General features: G+C 72.7%; 25 protein-coding genes and 1 riboswitch. Of the genes, 20 read left to right on the plus strand and 5 right to left on the minus strand.

Translation table 11 applies throughout. The annotated features are described in order from the left end of the window. Nucleotides 1-15 precede the first annotated feature (15 nt). Nucleotides 16-897, minus strand: coding sequence for a universal stress protein (locus tag DKT68_RS17960; protein ID WP_109818565.1), 882 nt, complete (start codon nt 895-897; stop codon nt 16-18). 115 nt (nt 898-1,012) lie between these two features. Here DKT68_RS17960 and DKT68_RS17965 point away from each other — a divergent pair, with 115 nt between their 5' ends. From DKT68_RS17965 to DKT68_RS32430, 16 genes are all read left to right on the plus strand, one after another. Further along, nucleotides 1,013-1,759: an SAM-dependent methyltransferase gene (locus DKT68_RS17965; RefSeq protein WP_109818566.1), complete on the plus strand. Its 747-nt coding sequence runs from the start codon at nt 1,013-1,015 to the stop codon at nt 1,757-1,759. 81 nt (nt 1,760-1,840) lie between these two features. After that, on the plus strand, nt 1,841-3,019 hold the full coding sequence (locus DKT68_RS17970) for a PP2C family protein-serine/threonine phosphatase (RefSeq protein WP_109818567.1): 1,179 nt from the start codon (nt 1,841-1,843) through the stop codon (nt 3,017-3,019). A gap of 56 nt (nt 3,020-3,075) precedes the next feature. Beyond that, nucleotides 3,076-3,543, plus strand: coding sequence for a MarR family winged helix-turn-helix transcriptional regulator (locus tag DKT68_RS17975; protein WP_109818568.1), 468 nt, complete (start codon nt 3,076-3,078; stop codon nt 3,541-3,543). A gap of 295 nt (nt 3,544-3,838) precedes the next feature. Continuing rightward, entirely contained in the window at nt 3,839-4,471 is a 633-nt protein-coding gene (locus tag DKT68_RS17980) for a CDP-alcohol phosphatidyltransferase family protein (protein WP_109818569.1), read from the plus strand. Next, nucleotides 4,468-5,409, plus strand: a complete 942-nt coding sequence (locus DKT68_RS17985) for a DUF881 domain-containing protein (RefSeq protein WP_109818570.1) — start codon at nt 4,468-4,470, stop codon at nt 5,407-5,409. Before DKT68_RS17980 ends, DKT68_RS17985 begins: the two co-directional genes overlap by 4 nt. Continuing rightward, nucleotides 5,406-5,738, plus strand: a complete 333-nt coding sequence (locus tag DKT68_RS17990) for a small basic family protein (protein WP_007460356.1) — start codon at nt 5,406-5,408, stop codon at nt 5,736-5,738. Before DKT68_RS17985 ends, DKT68_RS17990 begins: the two co-directional genes overlap by 4 nt. Before the next feature lie 11 nt (nt 5,739-5,749). After that, a complete protein-coding gene (locus DKT68_RS17995) occupies nt 5,750-6,736 on the plus strand; it encodes a DUF881 domain-containing protein (RefSeq protein WP_109818571.1) in 987 nt (328 codons plus the stop codon). A gap of 60 nt (nt 6,737-6,796) precedes the next feature. Beyond that, a complete protein-coding gene (gcvH, locus tag DKT68_RS18000; protein ID WP_109818572.1) occupies nt 6,797-7,177 on the plus strand; it encodes a glycine cleavage system protein GcvH in 381 nt (126 codons plus the stop codon). Nucleotides 7,178-7,391: 214 nt separating this feature from the next. Continuing rightward, the gene (gene odhI / locus DKT68_RS18005) at nt 7,392-7,844 is read left to right on the plus strand and encodes an oxoglutarate dehydrogenase inhibitor Odhl (RefSeq protein ID WP_007071101.1); all 453 of its coding nucleotides are present in this window, start codon (nt 7,392-7,394) and stop codon (nt 7,842-7,844) included. 50 nt (nt 7,845-7,894) lie between these two features. Beyond that, nucleotides 7,895-8,596, plus strand: a complete 702-nt coding sequence (gene ftsR / locus DKT68_RS18010) for a transcriptional regulator FtsR (RefSeq protein ID WP_201749085.1) — start codon at nt 7,895-7,897, stop codon at nt 8,594-8,596. A gap of 185 nt (nt 8,597-8,781) precedes the next feature. Beyond that, on the plus strand, nt 8,782-9,246 hold the full coding sequence (locus tag DKT68_RS18015) for a bifunctional nuclease family protein (protein WP_030327706.1): 465 nt from the start codon (nt 8,782-8,784) through the stop codon (nt 9,244-9,246). Nucleotides 9,247-9,440: 194 nt separating this feature from the next. Continuing rightward, complete coding sequence (locus tag DKT68_RS18020; RefSeq protein WP_109818574.1) at nt 9,441-10,022, plus strand: MerR family transcriptional regulator; 582 nt, start codon at nt 9,441-9,443, stop codon at nt 10,020-10,022. Between the two features lie 354 nt (nt 10,023-10,376). Beyond that, nucleotides 10,377-10,775 (plus strand): group I truncated hemoglobin, encoded by a 399-nt coding sequence (locus DKT68_RS18025; protein WP_109818575.1) that lies wholly within the window; start codon nt 10,377-10,379, stop codon nt 10,773-10,775. Between the two features lie 2 nt (nt 10,776-10,777). After that, nucleotides 10,778-11,956, plus strand: a complete 1,179-nt coding sequence (locus tag DKT68_RS18030) for a globin domain-containing protein (RefSeq protein ID WP_109818576.1) — start codon at nt 10,778-10,780, stop codon at nt 11,954-11,956. Nucleotides 11,957-12,146: 190 nt separating this feature from the next. Next, nucleotides 12,147-12,845: a DivIVA domain-containing protein gene (locus DKT68_RS32425; protein ID WP_109818578.1), complete on the plus strand. Its 699-nt coding sequence runs from the start codon at nt 12,147-12,149 to the stop codon at nt 12,843-12,845. A 62-nt stretch (nt 12,846-12,907) separates the two neighbouring features. Then, a complete protein-coding gene (locus tag DKT68_RS32430; protein WP_109818579.1) occupies nt 12,908-13,888 on the plus strand; it encodes an SAM-dependent methyltransferase in 981 nt (326 codons plus the stop codon). A 24-nt stretch (nt 13,889-13,912) separates the two neighbouring features. Here the strand turns inward: DKT68_RS32430 and DKT68_RS18050 are convergent, their stop codons facing one another. Further along, nucleotides 13,913-14,557 carry an SDR family oxidoreductase gene (locus DKT68_RS18050; protein WP_109818580.1) on the minus strand — a complete coding sequence of 215 codons (645 nt, stop codon included), beginning with the start codon at nt 14,555-14,557 and terminating at the stop codon, nt 13,913-13,915. Between the two features lie 77 nt (nt 14,558-14,634). On the opposite strand from DKT68_RS18050, the gene DKT68_RS18055 reads away from it, so the two are divergent. Continuing rightward, a complete protein-coding gene (locus DKT68_RS18055; RefSeq protein ID WP_109818581.1) occupies nt 14,635-15,507 on the plus strand; it encodes an NAD-dependent protein deacetylase in 873 nt (290 codons plus the stop codon). Between the two features lie 60 nt (nt 15,508-15,567). Continuing rightward, a riboswitch (glycine riboswitch) is annotated at nt 15,568-15,666 on the plus strand. 71 nt (nt 15,667-15,737) lie between these two features. Beyond that, nucleotides 15,738-18,560 (plus strand): aminomethyl-transferring glycine dehydrogenase, encoded by a 2,823-nt coding sequence (gene gcvP / locus DKT68_RS18060; protein WP_109818582.1) that lies wholly within the window; start codon nt 15,738-15,740, stop codon nt 18,558-18,560. A 123-nt stretch (nt 18,561-18,683) separates the two neighbouring features. Here the strand turns inward: gcvP and DKT68_RS18065 are convergent, their stop codons facing one another. Then, nucleotides 18,684-18,884: a DUF5999 family protein gene (locus tag DKT68_RS18065; RefSeq protein ID WP_109818583.1), complete on the minus strand. Its 201-nt coding sequence runs from the start codon at nt 18,882-18,884 to the stop codon at nt 18,684-18,686. 123 nt (nt 18,885-19,007) lie between these two features. Between DKT68_RS18065 and DKT68_RS18070 the strand changes: the two genes are divergently transcribed. Then, nucleotides 19,008-20,201, plus strand: coding sequence for a chorismate-binding protein (locus DKT68_RS18070; protein ID WP_109818584.1), 1,194 nt, complete (start codon nt 19,008-19,010; stop codon nt 20,199-20,201). A 31-nt stretch (nt 20,202-20,232) separates the two neighbouring features. Continuing rightward, a complete protein-coding gene (gene def, locus DKT68_RS18075) occupies nt 20,233-20,742 on the plus strand; it encodes a peptide deformylase (protein ID WP_109818585.1) in 510 nt (169 codons plus the stop codon). Between the two features lie 24 nt (nt 20,743-20,766). Here def and DKT68_RS18080 read toward each other — a convergent pair whose 3' ends face one another. Both DKT68_RS18080 and DKT68_RS18085 read right to left on the minus strand, forming a co-directional pair. Further along, a complete protein-coding gene (locus DKT68_RS18080) occupies nt 20,767-21,537 on the minus strand; it encodes a GNAT family N-acetyltransferase (protein WP_109818586.1) in 771 nt (256 codons plus the stop codon). A gap of 10 nt (nt 21,538-21,547) precedes the next feature. Then, the coding region (locus DKT68_RS18085; protein ID WP_109818587.1) for a TSUP family transporter at nt 21,548-22,072 on the minus strand (525 nt) is incomplete at its 5' end.

The raw sequence follows: 22,072 nt of genomic DNA on the forward strand, positions 1-22,072 counted from the left end.
GGGCCAATCCCGACGTCAGCGTGGGCTGCGGACCACGGCCACCGGGCACTGGGCGTGGTGCAGCACCGACTGACTCACCGACCCCAGCAGCAACCCCGTCACCTCGCCGCGCCCCTGCCCGCCCACGACCACCAGCTGGGCGGCGCCGGACGCCTCGGCGAGCACTGCCCCGGGCCGCCCGTGCACCGCCCGCGACGTCAGCGGCAACCCGGGCCAGCGCTCGGTCAGCCCGGCCAGCGAGTCGGCGAGCATCCGGTCCTCCTCGCCGTGCAGCCGCGCCTCGTCGTACACCAGGGGCTGCATGTCGCCCGGGCCGGTGCTGCGCGGGTGCCCGTAGGCGTACACCGCCAGCAGCGGCACACCGCGCGCCACGGCGGCCTCGGCGGCGAACTCGAAGGCGAGCCGGGACGCCGCCGAGCCGTCCATCCCGACCAGCACCGGCTCGTCGGGACGTTCCGCGCCGCGGGCCACCAGCACCGGGCAGTCGGCGTACGCCGCGACCTGCACCGCCACCGAGCCGAGCACCAGCGAGGCGAAGCCACCCAGACCCCGGTCGCCGAGCACGATGAGCGCGGCGGTGGGGGACTCGCCCACCAGCACCGCGGCGGCCTCGCCGTCGATGATCTCGCCGGAGATCGACAGCCCGGACGCGGTGGCCTCGGCCTCGGCCACCGCGGCGGCGACCAGTTCCTCGGCCTGGTGACGCAGCCCGCCGCCGGGCGGGGCGTCCGGGGCGGGGGAGACCGGCACGTGCAGCAGCGGCCAGATGAACCCGTGCACGACCCGCAGCGGCCGGTGCCGACGGGCGGCTTCCGTGGCGGCGAGGCGTACCGCGCGCAGGGACGGCTCGGAGCCGTCCACGCCGACCACCACCGCCGCGCTGTTCGCCGAGTTCACCGTCCACCTCCCGCCGGGGCCAGTATCGCGGGCGGGGACAGCTCGGCGGAGCGATACCGCCCAGCGCGTCCGGGTCGGTACGCTGGCGACGACCAGCCCGGAGGGAGCGTCGTCGATGGGTGAACCGGACCAGCCGAGCACGGCCCGCATGATCGATTTCTGGCTCGGTGGGGACCACCACTTCCCGGTCGACGTGGCGGCCGCGACGGCGTTCGAGCAGGCGTACGGACCGTGCGCGCCGGTGTTCCGGGAGCTGCGGGCCTTCCTCGGTCGGGCGGTGCGGGCCATGGCGGGGGAGGGTGTGGACGGGTTCCTGGTGTTCGGCGCGGGCGTGCCCACGATGGGCAACGTGCACGAGGTCGCCACCCAGGCCACCGTGCTCTACACCGACGTCGACCCGGTCACGATCCGGCTGGGGCAGCGCATCCTCGCCGGCAGCGACCGGGCCGGCTACGGCTACGGAGACGCCACCGACATCGGCACCGTCGACCCGGCGCAGCTGCACCGCTTCGTCCCGGGTTGGGGTCGTCGCCCGGTCGGGGTGGTGTTCCTGGGGCTCGCGGCCTTCCTCGACGACGACACGCTGGCCCGCACCCTCGACGAGCTGTACGTGGCGGCGGCGCCGGGCAGCATGCTGGCCGTGGATTTCGACACCGAGGAGCTGGCCGGTCATCCGGAGGCGCTGGCGATGATGGGGCCGACGTTCCGGATGCGCCCGCCGGCCGCGTTCGCGCCATTGCTGGGTCGGTGGGCGCCGACGGCCGACGGGGTCGTGCCGGTCAACCAGTGGCGCCCGGACGGCGCGCCGGCGGAGGTGCCCGACGCGTTCCACGGGGTGCTCGCGACCCGCGGCGCCGACTGACCCCGCGGCACCGCGCCGACGGCCTGTCCGGGGGCGTCCGTATGATGCTTGCCCTGTAGCAAGTTTCTGGAGAGGACGACCATGGTGGACGCGCCGGACGTGGTGTCGCGTGCGCTGCGCGAGGCCCCGCCCGACCAGCTGGCGGAGGCCGCGGACCGGGCGATCCGCTCGACGCTGGGCGCGGTGCGCACCGACGTGTTCGTCGCCGACTACCGGATCAGCGGTCTGTGGCCGGTGCTCGACCCGGACCTGCCGGCGGCCGGGTTCCTGGCCTGTCACACCGTGGCGCAGCGCTGTTTCAGCAGCCAGCAACCGGTGCACGACATCGCCAAGGACGGTCCGTGCCGGCTCTACCTGCCACTGACGGTGTGGGGGGAGCGGCTGGGTGTGCTGCTGATCGAGCTGCCCACCACGCCCGGCCCCACCGTCACCGGCGTCGCCACCGACATCGCGGGCATCCTCGGCGTCGCCATGCGGGCCGCGGACCGGGAGACCGACCGGTACCGGCGGGCCCGACGCCGCGAGCGGCTCAGCATGGCCGCCGAGATGCAGTGGGACCTGCTGCCCGGGCGCAGCGTCGCGCACCGCGCTTTCCACCTGGCGGGTCAGCTGGAACCGGCGTACACGGTGGGTGGGGACCACTTCGACTGGTCCCTGGACGGCGACCGGCTCACCGTGACGGTCCTCAACGGGGAGGGCAGCGGCCTGGCCGCGTCGCTGCTCACCGCGGTCACCGTCAACGCGATGCGCAACGCGCGCCGCTCCGGAGGTGGTCTGGTGGAGCAGGCGGAGCTGGCGTCGGACACGGTCTTCTACCAGCACCGGGGTCGCCGGCACGTGGCGACGCTGCTGCTGGAGCTGGACAGCGGCACCGGGCGGGTGCGGGCGGTCGACGCCGGCTCGCCGCGGATGTTCCGGCTGCGCGGGGCGGCGGTCGAGCCGGTGAAGCTGGAGCAGCAGCTGCCGCTGGGCATGTTCGCCGAGACCCGCTACGAGGTGGAGGAGTTCCAGCTCGAGCCGGGTGACCGTGTCTTCGTGGTCAGCGACGGGGTGTGGGCCGCGGAGCCCGCGGGTCAGGAGCCGTACGGGCAGCGGGTGCTGGCGCGTTCCCTGCGTGCCACGCGGTTGCAGCCGGCGACCGAGGCGGTTGGTACGGTGATGCGCGAACTGCATGCCTACCTGGTGGATTCCGATCTTCGCGACGACGCCGTGGTGGTCTGTTTGGACTGGCACGGCCCGCGTGATCCGGACGGCGGGTGAAAGTCGTCCAGGATCCGGTGGGCGGGCACCAGCGCGACGACGGCAGGGGACATCAGGTGGAGCGACCTGCGGATCTCGCCTCGGCGATCGACGCGGCCGCCGAGACGCTGATCGCCGTCCTCGAGTCGGCCGCGTCGCGGCACCAGGTGCCGCCGACCCAGTTGCGGGTCCTGATGCTGATCAGCAGCCGGGCGGAGACCAACGTCAACCGGCTGGCGGAGCTGCTGGACGTGGTGCCCTCCTCGGCCAGCCGGCTCTGTGACCGCCTGGAGGCGACGGGGTTGCTGCGCCGGGTGGCCGATCCGCGGGACCGGCGGGAGGTGCGGTTGGTGCCGACCGCCGCCGCGCAGACGCTGCTGGGGGAGCTGGCCGAGCGGCGCCAGCGTGCGGTGCAGGCGGTGCTGGACCGGATGCCGTCGCGTGCGCAGCACGATCTGCTGGTGGCGTTGCTCGCGTTCGGCCGGGCGGCGACGACGCAGGCCGTCCCGGAGCAGCAGACCGACACGGCGGTCCGGACGGCCTGAACCGGCCGGCTCGGTCTTCCACTAGTATCCTAGGACGCTCTACGCGTGGTGATCCACGCCACAGTGCTGCCAGGGCCGCACCAAGGAGCACGCGGCGGCACCCGGAGCGCGGGCGGGAGCCCGATATAGTGGCAGCGCACTCAGCCGGCCCGTGATCATCGAGATCGCGGGCCGCGTCAGGGGAGGTCCCGTCCGGGGCCGCAGGGGAGCCGGCGGTGGCCGGCCCGACAGCGCGTACGACATCCGCCGCGCCCGACGTCGACCGGGCGCCGGAGCGTGCCGCGGAGGAGGTTCGGTGTCGCGTCGGCCGGCTCGGGCAGAGCATCCGCGAGTCACCGGCGATCAGACCCCCGGTGACCAGGTGCTCACCCTGCCCAACCTGATCAGCTTCGGGCGGCTGCTGGGCGTGCCGCTCTTCCTGTACCTCTTCCTGGTGGCCCGGGCCGACGTGGCGGCGGTCGTCGTGCTGGCCATCGGCGGCACGACCGACTGGGTCGACGGCTGGATCGCCCGCCGGCTGCGCCAGGTGAGCCGGCTCGGGGAGCTGCTCGACCCGCTCGCCGACCGGCTCTACATCCTCGCCACGCTGATCGCGTTCACCGCCCGGGAGGTGGTGCCGTGGCAGTTCACCGCGGCGCTGCTGGCCCGGGAGCTGCTGCTGCTCGGCTCGCTGGCGGTGCTGCGCCGCTACGGGTACGGGCCGCCGCCGGTGCACTACGTGGGCAAGACCGCCACGTTCCTGCTGCTCGCCGCGTTCCCGGTGCTGCTGCTGGCCACCGCCTCGACCAGTGTGGAGACGGCGGCCGCCGCGATCGGCTGGGGGCTGGCCTGGTGGGGCCTGGTGCTCTACTGGGTGGCCGGTGGGATGTACGTGGTGCAGGCCGCACGGCTGGTCCGTGCGGCGCGCGGCCCGGGGGCGGCGGCGTGAGCGCGCCGAAGCCCGGGGGCAGCCGGTCGGAGCGGGTGTACGCCCCGGACTTCCTCACCGAACTGTTCCGCAACCCGCTGGACCCGGGATACGCCGACGCGGCGGCTGCCAGGCGGTCGCGGCCGGCCGAGGCGCCGCAGGGGTGGCGCTCCTGGTCGGCGCGCTCGGTCAGCCTGATCGTGGTGGTGGTGCTGGGTTTCCTCTTTGCGGTCGCCTACCGGCAGACCATGGCGGACGAGCCGGGCCGCAGCCAGGCCCGCTCGGGGCTGGTCGCGCAGATAAAGGATCGCGTGAGCGAGACCGACCGGTTGTCGACGCGCGCGGACCAGTTGCGCGAGGAGGTCGGCCGGCAGCGGGACGCCGCGTTGAGCGGGTCGGCCGCCGCGCGGCTGCGGGACCTGGAGGCGGGCACGGGGCTGGGGCGGGTGCGCGGCGACGGTGTGGTGGTGCGGTTGGCGGACGCGACGGGCAACGCGGACGCGGTGACCGGCGCGGGTGCGGGGCCGTCCCGGGTGCTCTACAGCGACCTGCAGGGGGTGGCGAACGCGTTGTGGAGCGCGGGTGCGGAGGCGATCGCCATCAACGGGCAGCGGTTGACCGCGACGTCGACGATCCGGTTGGCCGGTGAGGCGATCCTGGTGGACTTCCGGCCGGTGATGGGGCCCTACGAGGTGTCGGCGATCGGTCCGGGTTCGTTGCGGCGCAAGTTCGAGGACAGCCGGAACGCGGATCTGATGCGGGAGGTCGCGCAGAAGACCGGTCTGTCGTTCGGTGTGCGGGAGGCGGACGACCTCACCCTGCCGGCGGCGCCGGAGCCGCAGCTACGCTACGCCAAGCCGCCGGTCAGTCCGAGCCCTTCCGCGTCGGGTGTCCGGTCCGGCAGTCCCGGGTCGTCGGGTTCTCCGGCGACCGTTAGCCCCTCCGGAGGTGGCCGATGATCGCGGTGCTGGCGTTGCTCGCCGGTGTGGTGCTCGGTGTGTGGCTCGATCCCACGGTGCCGGCGGCGTTGCAGCCGTACCTGCCGATCGCGGTGGTGGCCGCGTTGGACGCGGTGTTCGGTGGCGTGCGCGCGAAGCTGGACCGGATCTTCGACGACAAGCAGTTCGTGGTGTCGTTCATCTCGAACGTGCTGGTGGCGGGTCTGATCGTCTATCTCGGTGACCAGTTGGGGGTGGGCGGGCAGTTGTCCACCGGTGTGGTGGTCGTGCTCGGTGTTCGGATCTTCGGGAACGTGGCGGCGATCCGTCGGCACCTGTTCCGGGCGTAGGTTTGACAGCGATGAGCGACGAGCAGACCGAGACGGGTACGGGGTGGCCGCAGCCGGCGGGTCCGGTGCGGCCGGGTGGGCCGGCGGGTGAGCCGGATCCGCGGCCGGATGCGCCGGACCCGGACGAGTTGAGCCCGTTGGCGCCACAGGTGCCGGCGGAGCGGGAGCCGGCCGAGGATTCCGGGGTGGCGCGGGTCGACGAGGGCGCGACGGTGGACCTGAGCGGTGTGTCGCCGTCGGGCGGGTCGGCGGCGTCGGTCGAGGAGCCGGCGACGCCGGTGACGTCGGCTGCCCGGGGTCGGTTCCGGATGAGCACGGCCGGTGTGATGATCGTGGCGCTGTTGGCGTTGCTGGGTTTCACGCTGGTGGTGCAGTTCAAGACGACGTCGACGGATCCGACGCTGGGGGCGACGCGTCAGGAGGACCTGGTGCGGATCCTGTCGGATCTGGATGCCCGGGAGAACCGGTTGCAGCAGGACATCCGGGCGTTGGAGGACAGCCAGCGGCAGTTGCGCTCGGGTGAGCAGGGTCGTCAGGCGGCGTTGGACGAGGCGACGCGGCGGGCGGACGAGCTGGGCATCCTGGCGGGTACGTTGCCGGCGGTGGGGCCGGGTCTGACGGTGCAGTTCGAGAGCGGTGGTAAGCCGATCTCGGCGAACCAGGTGCTGGACGCGGTGCAGGAGCTGCGGGGCGCGGGCGCGGAGGCGATGCAGATCTCCGGCGGTGACCGGGCGACGGTGCGGATCATCGCGTCGACGTTCTTCCTGGATGGCGAGAACGGGACGCTGGTGGTGGAGGGGCGTCGTTTGGTGGCGCCGTACACGATCACGGTGATCGGTGACCCGGCGACGATGCGCACGGCGTTGAACATTCCTGGTGGGGTGGTCGCTTCGGTCCAGGGTGTCGGCGGTAACGTGACTCTTGAGGAGCGTGGGGTTGTCGAGGTTTCGGCGCTGCACGCGCCGATCAAGCTGGAACACGCCCGTCCGGTCTCCTGACCGGCGCGGCCGCGCCGGGCCCGGGTGGTCCGGGGCACCGATGGATGAAGGACGCGTCTGGTGATTCCCGAGGATCTGCGATACACCGCCGAGCACGAGTGGGTGGCGGGTGACGGCACCGGTTCGGTTCGGGTCGGCATCACGCACTTCGCGCAGGACGCGTTGGGCGACATCGTGTACGTGCAGTTGCCGGAGCCGGGTGCGGTGGTTGCGGCCGGTGACTCGTTGGGTGAGATCGAGTCGACCAAGAGCGTGTCGGAGATCTACGCGCCGGTGGCCGGTACGGTGGCGGCGCGCAACGATGCGTTGGGTGACACGCCGGAGCTGATCAACACGGAGCCGTATGGTGCGGGTTGGTTGGTGGAGATCACCCCGAATGATCCGACGGCGACGGACGGGTTGCTGACGGCGGCCGCGTACCGCAAGATCACCGAAGGCTGAGTGTGCTTGATCCGGCGTGCGGGATGTCTGCGCGCGTCCGGTTGCCCTGCATTTCGGCGCTGGCTAGGCTCGCCCAGTCGACCGAGAACCCAATAGTTGAGCGTTGCGGAATTGCCTTCCCGGGCACGGGGAGCCAGCCGCCGGGTGTTCAAGTGCCCGGCGGCCAGACCCGCCATTACCCGACGCCGACCGAACAGATCCGTGAGGTGGTCCCATGACGCGCCCAGACGACGAGTTCCCCCCGCTCGACGTCACTTCGACGCTCAATCTCGGTTCGCTCGACGAAGTGCTGGAGGGGCCGGACACCGATGTGGTGCCGAGCCGGATGTCCGGTTCGTTGCCGCCGGGTATGGCGCTGCTGGTGGTTCGTCGCGGCCCGAATGCGGGTGCCCGGTTCCTGTTGGACCACGATGTGACAACGAGTGGCCGGCACCCGGACAGTGACATCTTCCTCGACGACGTGACGGTGTCACGGCGGCACGCGGAGTTCCACCGTGATGGTGGGACGTTCACGGTGCGGGACGTGGGCAGCCTCAACGGCACGTACGTGAATCGTGAGCGGGTCGAGGCGGCCACGTTGAGCAATGGTGACGAGGTTCAGATCGGCAAGTTCCGGGTGGTGTTCATCGCCGGTCCGCGCCCGGAGGAGGAGGCCGGCCGGGGGTGAACGAGCCTGCGGCCTCCACGCCACCCGGGGCGGCCCGGTCCCAGCCGCTGATGAGCATCGGTGAGGTGCTGGGGCAGTTGCGGGTGGATTTCCCGGACACGACGATTTCGAAGCTGCGGTTCCTCGAGGCCGAGGGGCTGGTCGAGCCGCAGCGGACGGCGGCGGGTTACCGGAAGTACAGCTGGGACGACGTGGCGCGGTTGCGGTTCGTGCTGACCGCGCAGCGGGACAGGTACCTGCCGTTGCGGGTGATCCGTGAGCAGTTGGCGCAGTGGGACTCGTCCGGTGAGCAGCCGGAGCGGTCGCGGCCGGCGCTGGTCGCGGTGGGGCCCGACGGTGCGGTGCCGGGTCGGGAGTCGGCGGAGCCGGCCGAGTCGTCGCAGGTGCGGCTCGGCCGGGCCGATCTTGTCGCGCGTAGTGGGATCGACGAGTCGACGCTGGCCGAGTTGGAGCGGCTCGGTGTCGTGGTGTCGGATCCGCCGGGGTGGTATGACGCGGATGCGTTGATCATCGCTTCGGCGGTGGCGGGTCTGGCGGCGTACGGGTTGGAGCCGCGTCACCTGCGGGGTTACCGGACGGCGGCGGACCGTGAGGTCGGTTTGTTCGCGCAGTTGGTGGCGCCGTTGGCGCGGCAGAGTGATCCGGCGGCACGGGCGCGGGCGGCGGAGACGGCGCGGGAGTTGGTGGCGTTGTCGGAGCAGTTGCACGCGGCGTTGGTGCGGGTGGGTCTGCGGTCGACGTTGGGTCGGTGAGGGTTCCCGGCGGGCGGTGGCTGAGCGGAAAGATCTCCCTCGGGAAGCGTGCCGTAGGCTTGCCGGGGTAACCCCTTTCTGGCGCGGGCGTGGTGCTGTAGCGCATGGGACGGCCGTGTCGCGGTCCGTGTACCGTGCAGGGAAGGGCGCGGTGCGGCGTAGGTGACAACGACACGGAGGCGGCGGTGCGCGAGCTGAGCGTGGTCGGAGTTCGGGTGGAGCTGCCCAGCAACCAGCCGATCGTCCTGCTCAGGGAGGTCGAGGGCGACCGCTATCTGCCGATCTGGATCGGCGCGGTCGAGGCCACGGCTATCGCTTATGAGCAGCAGGGGGTCAAGCCGGCCCGACCGTTGACGCATGATCTTCTGCGGGACGTGTTGGCGGCGTTGAAGGCGCCTCTGCAGGCGGTGGAGATCACCGAGCTGAAGGAGAACGTCTTCTACGCGGATCTGTTGATCGGTGACGGGGTGCGGGTGTCGGCGCGGCCGAGCGATTCGATCGCGTTGGCGTTGCGTGTCGGTGCGCCGATTCGTTGTGCCGAGCAGGTCCTCAGCGAGGCGGGGATCGTCATCCCGGATGAGCAGGAGGACGAGGTGGAGAAGTTCCGCGAGTTCCTGGAGCAGGTGCGTCCGGAGGACTTCGCGGGCTGAGTCGGGTTGGCCGGCTCCGTCGGGCGTCACTGTGGGTCATACCGGGACGCCGTTGGTGATCTTTCTTGGTGGCTGCGCGGCGTGTCGCGTCGGTTCCTCCGTGGTAACCCCTGAAGGTGGCTATAGGGTTGCCGTGTCGAGGGGTGCGCGTCCCGGAAACGACGCGTCGCCGCACTGACGGGGAGGTTGTCCGGATGCACGAGCCGCGGGATTCTGATCCGGGTACGGAGTTGGACCAGCCGGGTGTGGCGACTGAGGGTGACGGTTCGGTGGGCTACCGGGGTGTGACGGCATGTCACGCGGTGGGCATCAGTTACCGGCAGTTGGATTACTGGGCGCGGACGGCGCTGGTGGTGCCGAGCGTTCGTGACGCTTCGGGTTCGGGGACGCAGCGGTTGTACTCGTTCCGGGACCTGGTGGTGTTGAAGGTCGTGAAGCGGTTGTTGGACGCGGGGGTGTCCCTGCAGAACATCCGCAAGGCGATTGAGGCGCTGCGGTCGCGTGGTGTGGACGATCTGGCCGGGATCACGCTGATCTCCGACGGGACGACGGTGTACGAGTGCCGGTCGCCGGAGGAGGTGGTCGACCTGTTGCAGGGTGGCCAGGGTGTGTTCGGCATCGCGATCGGTGGGGCGTTCAAGGAGATCCAGGGCTCGTTGTCGCATCTGCCGGCGGAGCCGGCGGCGAGCGGCCCGGCGGAGCCGGTGGCGGCGCCCGAGTCGGATCCGGTGGGCGACGAGTTGGCGGCGCGGCGGGCGCGGCGGCGGGCGGGCTGAGCGCCGTTCGTGTTGCCCTGGGCTGTCGACGCGCCCGGTTTCACGTATGGTTTTTCGCTGCCGGTTGGTGACTCTGTGTCAGGTCTGCGGGTCTGTGCTGCCCTGTGGGGACGGAGTGATCCACAGTGGGTGCCGGGGTGGTCGCCGACTGTGGAGGGTCCGGTCAACTGCGGTGACACTGGGTGCCGGGTTGCTGTCGGGGATCCGATAGGGGGGCGCTGACCGGAAAGCGCCGACACGCTATGGTCCGTCACGGTCCCCGGTGTGCCGCCGTGGCATGTGGATGTCGCACCGGTGGGCCGTCGCCCCTCCGCGCCGACCCCGCGCGGCCCCTCCACCCTGGAAGGAACGACCGTGACGGTCACCGAAGAAACCGCCCCCGTTTCGCACTACGACCGCATCGGCGGCGCCAGCTCGGTCAAGGCGGCCGTCGAGCTGTTCTACGACAAGGTGCTCGCCGACCCGGACCTGGCGGGTTACTTCACCGAGGTGAACATGCCGGGCCAGCGGCGGCACCTGACGCTGATGCTGACCGTGGTGCTGGGTGGCCCGAACGAGTACGCCGGTCGCGGGTTGGCCGAAGCACACCAGCCGCTGAACATCCCGGTGGAGCACTACGTCAAGGTCGGTGAGCACCTGACCGTGACGCTGACGGAGCTGGGCGTGCCGGCGGACATCCTGGCCGACGTGCAGACGGTGCTGGGGCAGGTGCAGGACCAGGTGGTGGCCGCCGGGAACCGTCCGGGCGTCTGAGCGTGGACGCGGCCCGACTCAAGCAGAGTTGGTCCCTGGTCGCCGGGCACGGCGACCAGGTGCCGCTCTATTTCTATTCGACATTGTTCCTGACCCACCCCGAGACGCGGCAGATGTTCCCGACGAACATGGCCGGGCAGCGGGACCGGCTGGTGACCGCGCTGGGGCACATCGTGTCCAACGTGGACCAGGTGGATCGGCTGGTCGGCTTCCTGCAGGACCTCGGAGCGGACCACCGTAAGTTCGCGGTCCGGCCGGAGCACTACCCGGCGGTTGGTGAGGCGCTGCTGGCGACGTTGCAGCATTTCCTGGCCGAGCAGTGGACCGAGGAACTGGCCCAGGACTGGGCGGCCGCGTACGGGCTGGTCGCGCAGGTGATGGTGGAGGCCGCGCAGGCTGCCGAGTCGGTGAACCCGCCGTGGTGGGTGGCGGAGATCGTGGCGCACGAGCGTCGAGCGTTCGACGTGGCGGTGCTGACGGTGCGCCCGCAGTACCTGCTGCCGTTCACCCCGGGTCAGTCGATCGGGGTGTCGCACCCGTCGGTGCGCTCCTGGCGGTACTACTCGCCGGCGAACGCGCCGCGCGCGGACGGCACGTTGGAGTTGCACGTGCGGGCCGCGCCGGGTGGCGCGGTGTCCTCACGGCTGGTGTACGGCACGGCGGTGGGTGACCGCATCCACCTGGCCGCGCCGGTGGGGGACCGCTTGTCGTTGTGGTCGGCGGGCTCCAGCGATCTGCTGCTGCTGGCGGCGGGTACCGGCTGGGCGCCGGTGAAGGCGCTGGTGGAGCAGGTCGCCGCGGAGGGTTCCCGCCGGCGGGTGGACCTGTACGTGGGAGCTCGTTCGCGCAGCGAGTTCTACGACAGCGACGCGATCGACAAGTTGGCGTCGTCGTGCCCGTGGTTGACGGTGACGTACGTGGTGGGCGCCGACGCGACCCGGCCGGGGGAGTTCGTGCACGCGGTGGACCGGGCGTTGGCCGACGGCGACTGGCGTTCCCGGCACGTGTACGTGTGCGGGTCGGACGAGATGGTTTCGCACGCGGTGCAGACGTTGGTCCGGGCGGGCTACCACGCGGATCAGGTGCACCACGAGGGCCTGGGTAAGCACTGGTACGGCCCGGCCTGGCGTACGGCGGTGGATCAGTCGACCGCCGGTGACCCTTCCGGAGGTGTTCGGTGAGCGCGAGGAGTGAGCTTGCGAGCCCCGCAGTCGCGAACGAAAGGCGTGCTCCGGTGAGCGCGAGGAGTGAGCTTGCGAGCCCCACAGTCGCGAACGAAAGGCGTGCTCCGGTGAGCGCGAGGAGTGAGCTTGCGAGCCCCGCAGTCGCGAACAAAAGACCCGCTCCCGTGAGCGCGAGGAGGTGGGTCCGGTGAGCGCGACCCCGATCAGCCGGTACGACGGTGTGCAGATCGCCGGTGGTGTGCAGGTGCGGATGACCGCCGACCGGGTTCGGCGGTGGGAGTTCGGCACCGCGTCGTTCGGCCGTCGCGGTTACGACAACGCCGACGTGGACCGGTTCCGTGTGCAGGTCGCCGATGAGCTGGACCTGTTGGCGACGCAGGTCGCGAACCTGCGGGCGGAGAACGAGCGGCTCAATGACCGGGTGGAGCTGCACCGGCACGGGGTGATCCCGAGCACGGGCGCGGCGGCGAAGGTGCCGGCGGCGAAGGAGGTGAATCTGCTGTCCGCGGCGCAGCGGGAGGCGGAGCAGATCATCGCGCAGGCGCACGACTACGCGCGGCGGGTCGCCGAGTACGCCCGGGTGCAGTACGAGAGTTACATGCAGGCCGCGGCGGAGGAGGCGAAGCAGGAGGCTGAGCGGGCGGTGACGAACTATCGCAGCTCGGCCGGATCGAGTTTCGACGACACGGTGGCCACCCGGGAGGCCCTGCGGATCTTCGGCGAGATGATGGTGTCGCACATGCAGGCGGCGGCCCGGCATCTCGACGACGGCAGTGAGCAGTTGGCTCGCACGATGGACCGGATCGCGAAGGAGACGCCGGGCGCGCCGTTCGTCGGCGGCCCTGTGGGGCAGGCGGCGCTGCCGCGGCACCACCAGCAGCGATGATGGTGGGGTGGGGTCCGTTGGTCGGGCCCCACCCGAGCCCGTGCGCTGGAAAGGTTCCTTCCATGTCGGTGTCAGCATCCGCGTCCTCCGCTTCGCCGCTTCCGCACGGCCGGTCCCCGGACCCGGTGGCGGCGTTGGAGGCTTCGACGTGGGTGTTGGCCGCCGTGGTCGGCACGATGCGGGAGGCCCTGTCGGCGCCGCTCGCCGAGGTTCTGGCGGGGGCGCCGCAGCGCACCGCTGTGCTGGAGGCCGCCGGGCTGGTGTCGTGGGACGGTGTGACGCCGGTTCCGCATCCCTCGTTGGTGCCCGCGGACGGGCCGACGGGGCGCGGCGGCGTGGAGGCCCGGCTGAGCGGGTTGCGGCAGGCGGTCGCCGCCGCCGCGCAGGACGCGTCCGCGCCGGCCGGGGGCGGCTGGGCGGAGTTGGACGACGAGGTGCTGCTGAACCAGGGCAGGGCGTCCGCCGTGACCGGCCGTGCGCTGGCCACGCGGGTGGTGCCGGAACTGCCGGGGCTCGCGGAGCGCCTGGGGGCGCCGGGCGGCCGTGTCCTGGACGTGGGTACGGGTGTGGGGGCGTTGGCCGTCGCGGTGGCCCGGGAGCTGCCCCGGGTGTCGGTGGTGGGCGTCGACGTGTTCCAGCGCGCGCTGGACCTGGCCCGTGGGGAGCTGGCCGCGGCGCGTGACGTCGCGGACCGGATCAGCCTGCGCCGTCAGGACGTGGCCGAGCTGGCCGAGCGGGGCGCCTACGACCTGGTGTGGCTTCCCGCGCCGTTCCTTGCCCAGGAGGCGTTGGAGTCCGCCCTGCCCCGGCTCGCCGAGGCGTTGCGGCCGGGCGGCTGGCTCGTGGTGGGCACCAACCCGCCCGCCGGGGATCCCCTGCGGGCTGCCGTCGCCGCCTGGAACGCCGTCCGCAACGGCGGCAACGCCTACGACACGGACCGGATGGCGGACGTTCTGACCGCGGCGGGCCTGGACGACGTGCGGCGTTTTCCGACGGTCCCGGGTGGGCCCGTGCTGCTCGCCGCGCGTCACCCGGACGCCTGACGCGCCGGAGCGGCGGGCCGGCGGTCAGCCGACGGCGTCGGCGATCGGCGTGGGCCCGTTGACCAGTTCCAGGGTGTCGCCGGCGGTCCGTGGCGCGTCGAGGAGCGCGACGAGGACCAGGGCGACGTCGGCGCGGGTGACCGCGCCGCGGCCGGCGTGGCGGGTCAGCGTGACGCGGCCGGTGGGTTCGTCGTCGGTGAGGCGGCCGGGTCGCAGCACGGTCCAGTCCAGGTCACGGCCGCGCAGGTCGTCTTCGGCGGCTCGCTTGGCCCGCAGGTACGCCGCCCACACCTCGTCGGTGCCGGCGGACGGCGGGTCGTCCACGCCCATCGAGGAGACCAGCAGGTAGCGGCGGACGCCGGCGCGGGTCGCGGCGTCGGCGAGCAGCGCGGCGGCGCCCCGGTCGACGGTGTCCTTGCGGGCGGCGCCGCTGCCGGGGCCGGCGCCGGCGGCGAAGACCACCGCGTCGGCGCCGTCGAGGTGCCCGGTGACCTCGGCGACGTCGGCGTGTTCCAGGTCGCAGACGACCGGTGTGGCGCCGGCGGCGCGCAGCGCGTCGCTCTGGGCGGGGTTGCGGATCAGGCCGACGGCGGTGTCGCCGCGTGCGGCGAGCTGCTGCTCCAGCAGTAGGGCGATCTTGCCGTGGCCTCCGGCGATGACGACGCGCATGTGCCCAACCTACCGGCGGGAGCGCGGTGTGGGGCCGGTGCTGGGCGTCGGCTGGTGGCGTGAGGCAGCATGGTGGGGTGACGGAGAGCCTCGACGCGTTGACCTCGCTGGTGGCCGGCGGTGGGGTGGTGGTCCTCAGCGGGGCGGGCCTGTCCACCGAGTCGGGCATCCCGGACTACCGGGGGCCCAGCGGGGTGGCCCGCCGGCACACCCCGATGACCTTCCAGGCGTTCACCCGTGATCCGCTCGCGCGGCGGCGCTACTGGGCGCGCAGTCACCTGGGGTGGCGGCTGATCGCGCGGGCGGAGCCGAACGCCGGGCACCGGGCGGTGGCCCGGCTGCAACGCGCCGGCCTGGTCGACGCGGTGATCACCCAGAACGTCGACGGGTTGCACTCCGCCGCCGGCAGCGCCCCGGTGGTCGAGCTGCACGGGCGTCTCGACGAGGTGACCTGCCTGGACTGCGGCAACCTGACCTCCCGGGAGGAGTTGGACCGTCGGATGCGGGAGGCCAACCCGGACTTCGTGGCGCGGGTCGCGGCGGTGAACCCCGACGGTGACGTGGATCTCCCCGACGAGCAGGTGGCCGCGTTCCGGCCGGTGGACTGCGGGATCTGCGGGACGGGGATGCTGAAACCGGACGTGGTGTTCTTCGGCGAGACGGTGCCGCCGCAGCGGGTGGCGCGCTGTTTCGCGTTGGTGGAGCAGGCGCGGGCGTTGCTGGTGCTGGGCTCGTCGTTGACGGTGATGTCGGGGCGGCGGTTCGTCATCCGGGCCGGCAAATGCGGCATTCCGGTGGCGATCGTCAACCAGGGTCCGACCCGGGGTGACGGGTACGCCACGGTGCGCGTCGACGCGCCGCTGGGCGAGCTGTTGCCGGCGCTGGCCGACCGGGTCGTCGGTGACGCCGACGCGGGTGTCACGCCGCTGGCCACCGCGGCCGGGGTGTGACGTCCCGGGGGTAGGACATCTGCCGGAAACACCGGCGCTGGTAGCGTTGACCATGCCGGTACCACCCACGTGGGAGAGACCGCCCAACAGCACCCGGGGCGGCGCCGAAGGGGCAAATCCTCCCCGGAACCTCTCAGGCAAAAGGACCTCGTGGGCAGGCACTGTGGAGCGCCCTGTGGGCGCGACAGAGGGGGAGGCCGATCCGTCGACCTCGCCCGGGAGTGCCCCCCATGACCGTAGAGCAGTTCGCCACCCGTCACATCGGTCCCGGCCCGGACGATGAGCGCCGGATGTTGGAGGTCGTCGGCCACGGCTCGATCGACGAGCTGATGGACGCCGCGATCCCCGAGGTGATCCGCTGGCACGGCACCCTCGACCTGCCGGACCCGGCCACCGAGGCCGAGACGATCGCCGAGCTGCGGGCCCTGGCGGCGCGCAACACCGTCGCCGTGTCGATGATCGGGCTGGGCTACCACGGCACGCACACCCCGGCGGTGATCCGCCGCAACGTGCTGGAGGACCCGGCCTGGTACACGGCGTACACGCCGTACCAGCCGGAGATCAGCCAGGGGCGGCTGGAGGCGTTGCTGAACTTCCAGACCATGGTCACCGACCTGACCGGCCTGGCGACCGCGAACGCGTCGATGCTCGACGAGGGCACCGCCGCGGCGGAGGCCATGACCCTGGCGCGCCGAGCGTCGAAGAGCAAGAGCGCCGTGTACGTGGTCGACGCCGACGCGCTGCCGCAGACCATCGCGGTGATCACCAGCCGGGCGGAGCCACTCGGCATCGAGGTGCGGGTCGTCGACGTCGAGCGCGACGAGCTGCCCGCCGAGTTCTTCGGCCTGCACCTTCAGTACCCGGGGGCGTCCGGCGCGGTACGCGACCACGCGGCGCTGGTCGAGGCCGCGCACGCCGCCGGCGCCCTGGTCACCGTCGCGGCGGACCTGCTGGCGTTGACGCTGCTGCGCGCGCCGGGGGAGATCGGCGCGGACATCGCCGCCGGCACCACCCAGCGTTTCGGCGTACCCATGGGCTTCGGTGGGCCGCACGCCGGTTACCTGGCGGTCCGGGCGGGCCTCGAGCGGATGCTGCCGGGCCGGCTGGTCGGGGTGTCCCGCGACGCGGACGGCAACCCGGCCTACCGGCTGGCGTTGCAGACCCGCGAGCAGCACATCCGGCGGGAGAAGGCGACCAGCAACATCTGCACCGCGCAGGTGCTGCTCGCCGTGATGGCCGGCATGTACGCGGTCTACCACGGCCCGGACGGGCTGCGCGACATCGCGGCGCGTACCCATGCCATGGCGGCGCGGCTCGCGGCCGGGCTGCGCGCCGGCGGCGTGCGGGTCGACGACGTCGCGTTCTTCGACACCGTCACCGCCACCGTGCCCGGGCGGGCCGGCGACATCGTCGCGGCGGCGGCCGAGCGGGGGGTGAACCTGCGGCTGGTCGACGCCGACCGGGTCGGCGTCTCCTGCGACGAGACCACCACCGTCGAGCACCTGGCGGCGGTGTGGGCGGCGTTCGGCGTGCCCGCCTTCGACGGGGACGGCGAGCAGGCTCTGCCGGCGGCGCTGACGCGCACCAGCGAGTTCCTCACCCACCCGGTGTTCCGCAGCCACCACTCGGAGACGGCGATGCTGCGCTACCTGCGCCGGCTGTCGGACTTCGACTACGCCCTGGACCGGGGCATGATCCCGCTCGGGTCGTGCACGATGAAGCTCAACGCGACCACCGAGATGGAGCCGGTCAGCTGGGCGGAGTTCGCGCACATCCACCCGTTCGCGCCGGACGCGCAGACCGCCGGCTACCGGGAGCTGATCGGCCAGCTGGAGGCGTGGCTGGCCGAGGTGACCGGCTACGACGCGGTCAGCGTGCAGCCCAACGCCGGTTCCCAGGGTGAGCTGGCGGGGCTGCTGGCCATCCGGGCCTGGCACCGCAGCCGGGGCGAGGCGCACCGCGACGTGTGCCTGATCCCGTCCTCGGCGCACGGCACCAACGCGGCGTCGGCGGTGATGGCCGGCATGCGGGTGGTCGTGGTGGCCTGCGACGACGACGGCAACGTCGACCTGGTCGACCTGGACGCGAAGATCGACAAGCACCGGGACGCGCTGGCCGCGATCATGGTGACGTACCCGTCGACGCACGGGGTGTACGAGACGGGCATCGCGCAGCTGTGCGCGAAGGTCCACGACGCCGGCGGGCAGGTGTACGTCGACGGGGCGAACCTCAACGCCCTCGTGGGGTTCGCGAAGCCGGGCAAGTTCGGCGCGGACGTGTCGCACCTGAACCTGCACAAGACGTTCTGCATCCCGCACGGCGGCGGCGGCCCCGGGGTGGGTCCGGTGGCGGTGCGGGCGCACCTGGCGCCGTTCCTGCCCGGTGACCCGCTGGGTGCGCACGTCGACGCCACGCCGGCGATCTCGGCGGCGAGGTACGGGTCGGCGGGGATCCTGCCGATCCCGTGGGCGTACCTGCGGATGATGGGCGCGTCGGGGCTGACCCGGGCCACCGGCGTGGCGGTGCTGACCGCGAACTACGTGGCGGCGCGGCTGCGCGGGCACTTCCCGGTGCTGTACGCCGGCAACAAGGGCCTGGTGGCGCACGAGTGCATCCTCGACCTGCGGCCGCTGACGAAGGCGACCGGGGTGAGCGTGGACGACGTGGCGAAGCGGCTCATCGACTACGGGTTCCACGCGCCGACGATGTCGTTCCCGGTGGCCGGGACGCTGATGGTGGAGCCGACCGAGAGCGAGGACCTGGCCGAGCTGGACCGGTTCTGCGACGCGATGATCGCGATCCGGGCCGAGATCGACCAGGTGGGGTCGGGGCAGTGGCCGGCGGAGGACAACCCGCTGGCGAACGCGCCGCACACCGCGGCGATGGTCAGCGGTGACGAGTGGCCGCACCCGTACCCGCGGTCGGTGGGCGCGTACCCGGGCGGGGTGGACCGGGCCGGGAAGTACTGGCCTCCGGTGCGGCGCATCGACGGCGCGTACGGCGACCGGAACCTGGTCTGCTCGTGTCCGGCGCCGGAGGCCTTCGAGGACTGACGGTGGGACGCCGGGGCGGGCGGTGCGGCCGCCCCGGCAGCCGCGCCGACCTGGGCCGGGATGTCCCGTACCGGGGGACTAGCCTGGGTCGACGGCGGCGGTTCGGTGACGCTGGGTGGTCGATCAGGCCACGAGGGCGTGTCGGGCGGGGCCGCGGTGCGGGGCGATGCTGCTGCCGTCGGGGAGCAGCTCGCCGGTGTCCTCGAACACGATGACACCGTTGCAGAGCAGGCTCCAGCCCTGCTCACGGAAGCAGGCGAGGACGCGTGCGGCTTCCCGGTCGATGGCTTCGGCGGAGGGGCAGGTCGGTTGGTGCTGGCACATCGGGTTCTCCGGACTGTGGGGGCACTGTGTCATGGTTCACATGACCAGTGACGCACAGTACCAAGCGAAAGTGTCCAGCATCGAGCAGGTGCCGGTCTGGTTCACGGGAAATCCACTGAACGGATGAGGAAGGTGGAACCGAACGGCGTGGAAACGCTCCCACAGGTGGTGGTCGATGTGCCCGCCGGGCCGCCCGGCTGCCGGGGTGCCCTCGTCGAGCGCGCCCGGCTGCAGTGGCGCCGCTGCGACGGCGGCGACCCCGCCGCGCTCGCCCAGGAGTTCCTCGCCGCGCACGGCCTGCCACTGCACGACCTGACCCGCCCCGCCGCCGCACACACCGCCACCGGGGCCTGCGGCGCGGCGCTGTACCTGTCCGCCGCCGCCGGGGCGCTGCTCGCCGGCGCCCCGGCCGCCGCGCCCGAGCCCGCGCCGGCCCTGCCCGACCTCGCCGTCGTCGTCTACGACCACGGCCCCACCCGGGCCGCGTCGCCCCGCCCGCCGTCGCCCTGGTGGCTCGGTGAGTGGACCGAGAGCTGGACGCCCCGCCAGCACGCCGACGCCGTCGACGCCGTCCGCGCCGCCATCGGCCGCGGCGACGTCTACCAGACCAACCTCGTCGGCCACGCCGCCGCCCGCTACACCGGCGACCCCCTGCCCGCCCTCAGCCGCCTCGGCGCGCTGCCCGGCGCCCGCTACGGCGGCGTGCTCACCGGCGACGGCTGGGCGATCGGCTGCGCCTCCCCGGAGACCCTCGTCGAGGTCACCGACGGGCAGCTCACCACCCGACCCATCAAGGGCACCCGCCCGGCCACCACCGCCGGCCGCGCCGAACTGCTCGCCAGCGCCAAGGAACGCGCCGAACACATCATGATCGTCGACCTGGAACGCAACGACCTGGCCCGCGTCGCCCGCACCGGCAGCGTCCACGTCGACGAGCTGTTCGCCGTACGCCGCTGGTGCGACCTGTGGCAGGCCGAATCCACCGTCCGCGCCGCCGTCGCCGACGGCCTCGGCCTGGCCGACCTGCTGCGCGCCACCTGCCCCGGCGGCTCCGTCACCGGCGCCCCCAAACTCGCCGCCCTGACCCAGATCAGCGCCCTCGAACCCGTCGGCCGGGGCGCCAGCATGGGCGCGCTCGGCTGGGTCGCCCCCGGCCGGGTCGACCTCGGCCTGACCATCCGCACCGCCGCCGCCGACGGCGACACGATGCACACCTGGGCCGGCGGCGGCATCACCTGGGACAGCGACCCCACCGCCGAGGTCGCCGAGGCGGCCGCGAAGACCGCCCCGATCCGCGCCACCCTGGCCGGCCGCTGAACACGCCGCCACCGGCGATACCCTGACCACCATGACCATGCGGCCCATCCGGATCATCGGCGACCCCGTCCTGCGCACCCCGTGCGAGCCGGTCACCACCTTCGACACCGAGCTGCGCGCCCTGGTCACCGACCTGATGGACACCCTGCTCGGCGCCCCCGGCCGGGCCGGCGTCGCCGCCCCGCAGATCGGCGTCAGCGCCCAGGTGTTCGTCTACGACGCCGACGGGCACCGCGGCCACCTCATCAACCCCACCCTCGAGCTGTCCGAGGAACGCCAGGACGACGAGGAGGGCTGCCTGTCCATCCCCGGCCTGTACTTCCCGACCCAGCGGGCCCTGCACGCCACCGCCCGTGGCGTCGACCAGCACGGCGAACCCCTGACCATCGCCGGCAGCGGCTTCCTCGCCCGCGCCCTGCAACACGAGACCGACCACCTGCTCGGCAAGCTGTACGTCGACACGCTCAGCGGCGACACCCGCCGCCGCGCCCTGCGCGAGATCCGCGCCGGCCGCTTCGACTCACCCAGCCGCCGCCGCTAACGAGCCACCCCTGACCTGCCGCCGCTAGCGGGCGGTCAGCGTGTACTCGTCGTAGTCGGCAACCCGGGTGAAGCCCAGCCTCTCGTACAGCCGCAGCGCGGCCGCGTTGTCCGCCCTGACGTTCAGCGTGACGTGCTCGACGGTCTCCCGCAGCCGGACGCACAGCGCCGCCACCACCGCCGCGGCCAGGCCCCGCCCGCGCCAACGCGGATGGGTCGTGACGTTGCCCAACGCCGCCACCCGGTACACCGGCGACCACACGTGCACCCCGGCCACCGCCGCCAGCTCACCGCCCGCACGGACGCCCAGGTACTGCCCGGTGTCCAGCATCCGCGGATCGAACCAGTTCTCCGGATACGCCTGCGCGTACAGGCGGCGCAGCTGCGGCAGGTCCGCCGCGCCGAGCACCACTCCCGCCGGGCGCACCGCCGCCAACCGGACCGGATCGGTCAACGCCATCCGGTGGTGCGCGCCGCCGGAATCCAGCCGGAACGACCCGGCCAGGGCATCGGTCAGGCCGGGGGACAGGTGCGCGTACAACCGGGCGGGCAACACCGGCGCCACCTCGGCCAGCAACGCCGCCAGCGCCGCGGTGTCCGCCGGCGCCGCGAACGCCAACAGCGTCGGCGGGTCCACCCCGTGGTACAGCAACGCGACCTGCTCACCCCGGCGGAACCACGAGGTGTACGGCCAGAAGAAGTCGTCCAGGTCGCCCAGCTGGTAGGCGTGCAGCACCGGATCGCGCCCCAGCAGGTCGGCCAGGACGGACCGGTCGTGCTCCGCGCGTACCGGCATCAGCGCGAGCTCACCCGGCCAGCCACTGGTCGTACCCGAGCTTCGCGACCAACGCCACCACCACCACCAGCAGCACCACCCGCACGAAACGCGACCCGCGGCGCAGCGCCATCCGCGCCCCCACCACCGCGCCGGCGATGTTGCACACCGCCATGCCCGCGCCCAGCAGCCACCACACGTGCCCGGTCACCCCGAACACCACCAGCGCGCCCAGGTTGGTACCCGCGTTGACGACCTTCGCCATCGCCGAACCGTGCACGAAGTCCGCGCCCACCAGCGCGGTGAACGCCAGCACCAGGAACGTGCCCGTGCCCGGACCGATCAACCCGTCGTACAGCGCGATGCCGACACCCGCCAGCGCGATCGCCGCCGCCACCCGCGCCGGGGTCCGCCGCTGCGGCATCGCCACCACTCCCAGCCGGGGGCGCAGCAGCACGAACAGCGCCACCGACAGCAGCACCACCAGCACCACCGGCCGGTACGCCGACGCGGGCACCGCGCCGGCCAGCACGGCACCCACCCCCGCGCTCAGCAC

Source organism: Micromonospora acroterricola, assembly GCF_003172955.1.
Classification (GTDB): Bacteria; Actinomycetota; Actinomycetes; order Mycobacteriales; family Micromonosporaceae; genus Micromonospora; species Micromonospora acroterricola.